The sequence below is a fragment of the Rhodococcus sp. NPDC055024 genome (assembly GCF_053608585.1).
The window spans coordinates 1-1,521 of sequence record NZ_JBSGVT010000053.1 but is presented as its reverse complement, the minus strand read 5'-3'; the positions used below and the strand labels follow the sequence as shown (position 1 = coordinate 1,521).

Annotated in this window: 1 protein-coding gene; it reads right to left on the bottom strand. The window is 60.2% G+C overall.

Features of this window, described 5'->3' with window-relative positions; translation table 11 throughout:
• A partial coding sequence (locus ACWF6P_RS31775) for a condensation domain-containing protein (RefSeq protein ID WP_452623700.1) occupies positions 1–1,521 on the bottom strand: 1,521 nt, incomplete at both ends.

Here is a 1,521-nt window from a genome sequence, read left to right as displayed (position 1 = left end):
CAACTCGACACCACCACACACCAACGCGACACGATCCGCACCACGAACCACCTGCTCGTCGAACAAATCCACCAACGTCCCCGAAACACCAGCGCGGGACACTCCGTGCCCTGCTCGCTCGACCAGGCTTCGATCTGCATCGGTGAGCAGATCGATATCTCCGATCACAGTTTCGACGTCGTCTGCAATCGCAGTCAGAACACGCACGAAGTGATCCACAAACCCGGCCACCGTCGACTCGTCGAACAATGCCGACGCAAACGTCATAATGCCGGAAATACCACTCGCCGCCCCACCGTCATAGTGGTCGGTCACGATCAAGTGAAGGTCGAACTGCGAAGTTCCACTGTCGAATTCAACACCCGAAAGCGTCAAACTCGGTAACTCGAAAGCACTCTGGCCGAGATTCTGGAACGACAACCCCACCTGGAACAACGGATGATACGCCGTCGACCGAACCGGATTGAGCACCTCCACCAAACGCTCGAACGGAACATCCGCATGCGCAAACGCCGCCAAATCCGCCTCACGCGAACGTGAGAGAAGATCAGTAAACGCAACGCCGGCATCAACGGATGTCCGCAACACCAACGTGTTGACGAACATCCCGACCAAATCGTCCAGCGCTCTCTCGCCTCGGCCGGCGATCGGTGTGCCGACGGTGATGTCGTTGGTACCCGACAAACGAGCCAACACCACCGCCAAAGCAGCATGCACCACCATGAACAATGTCGAATTGTTCTGCTGCGCGACATCGACGAGGCGGCGATGCAGGTCTGCACCGATCACCACAGGAACCTGCCCACCATCGAATGCCTGGACCGCAGGCCTCGGACGATCCCACGGCAACACCAACTGATCCGGCGCCCCCGCAAGAGCACCCGACCAGAACTCGACCTGACGCGAAATCAACGACCCAGCGTCATCTTCCGAGCCCAACACCTCGCGCTGCCACAACGCGTAATCGGCATACTGCACCTCGAGCGGCGCCCACGACGGCACCGCATCCGCCGCTCGGGCCATATAGGCCACCATCAGATCTCGCGTCATGGGGCCCATCGACGACCCATCCGCACTGATGTGATGAACGACGAATACCAACACATACTCGTCGTGCGCCACCGCCAGCAACCGCGCCCGTAGTGGTACCTGCACCGCCACGTCGAAACCAGTCGACATGAACCCCACCACCGCCGACATCACGTCAGCTTCCGAGACCGGAACCGGTGTCAGATCCAGCGCTACCCGATCCGCCGAGATAATTTGCTGGTAGCCGACGCCGTCGACCTCCGGATACACCGTCCGCAAAATCTCGTGCCGCGCAACAAGATCAGAGACGGCTGCCTGCAGAGCCGCCACATCCAACGATCCCGACAACCGAATCGCCACGGGCAAGTTGTATGCCGTTGATTCAGGTTCGAAGCGATTCAAGAACCACATCCGCTGCTGCGCCAACGACAACGGCACCCGCTCCGGACGCACCCGAGCAGTCAACGCCGCCCGCGCACCCGAACCGATCTC